1 protein-coding gene is annotated in these 1,143 nt (G+C 37.7%); it reads right to left on the reverse strand.

Translation table 11 applies throughout. From position 1 onward, the window contains the following. Window positions 1-158 precede the first annotated feature (158 nt). Complete coding sequence (locus L2735_RS19855; RefSeq protein ID WP_248986311.1) at window positions 159-608, reverse strand: DUF4124 domain-containing protein; 450 nt, start codon at window positions 606-608, stop codon at window positions 159-161. Between the last annotated feature and the right edge of the window lie 535 nt (window positions 609-1,143).

The raw sequence follows: 1,143 nt of genomic DNA on the forward strand, positions 1-1,143 counted from the left end.
CCAACAATATTGCTCAAGATGTGTTTTTAAATAAACGTCGTGAAATGCGTATAAACCAATAAAATAAAACCCCCACTTTAAAAAAAGTGGGGGTTTGTCATTAATCTGAGGAGCCAAGGGCTCCTTTTTTAGTTTTGATTGTTGATGGCATTTATAGATTAATTACAGAAAAGCTTTTTACGTTCTTCATTCTTTTCAATCTGCGCCAGTCTTTCTTCTTCCGTGATAACAATCTCTTCGCCCGTTTCAGCATCCTTGCGATGTAAATGCTGATAAGTACTCAATACATTTAAACTGTGTTTCGCACTTTCACAAATTGAAGCGGCTTGTTCTGCATCTTTTTCTTTAATGAGTTTGGCTTTTGCAGCCAAGTCGGAATCTTGATTTGATTGGCTCGATGTTGATGTGTTGGGTAACACTGGCACATAACCTACTTGTGCAGGTTCAATATCTTCACTATAGACTTTCTTTGAGTCGACATTTGCTGGTGGCTGTTGGCTGTAATGAGACACACCATCTTTATCTACCCATGTATAAATGACGGTGGCAAAACTGATATGACTAACACAACAACAAAGTAAAAAAGCAAGCAGACGTAAACTGAACATAGATATTCCTAACAATATGGTGAAGCATAATTATTCCCTAATAAAATTAAAATAGGCTAAATAGCACATAAAACCAATAGCTAAATGAATATTGTTACTAGTCGATGTCGCTATTAATGGCAATTAAGTACAACACCGCCTCTACTTTGATACTTTCTCAAAGGTGTTTATTTCGAGCGAATACACTAAAAACAGGCTGATTAGTGCAAAAAGACCACATTGTGATTAACTATTGTTCAGTTGGGTCGTGTTTGTCATAAATATTTAAAAAAGCCCTTGCGGTGTTTCTGGATTTGCCTATAATGCGCATCCACTGACACGGCAGACCGCAATAGCGAAACACTGAGTCAGGTTGATTTGAGAGGGTTTTAACCACTTCAAATTAACGGCGAAAAGAAGTTTGAAAAAACACTTGACGCCAACAAGGGAAAGCGTAGAATACGCATCCCTGACCAACACGGTCAACGCTCTTTAACAATCAAACAAGTAAATCTGTGTGGACACTCACAGGTGTTGAGTTAATCGAAATTGCTCA

It is taken from the genome of Shewanella olleyana (assembly GCF_023283825.1).
GTDB classification, from domain to species: domain Bacteria; phylum Pseudomonadota; class Gammaproteobacteria; order Enterobacterales; family Shewanellaceae; genus Shewanella; species Shewanella olleyana.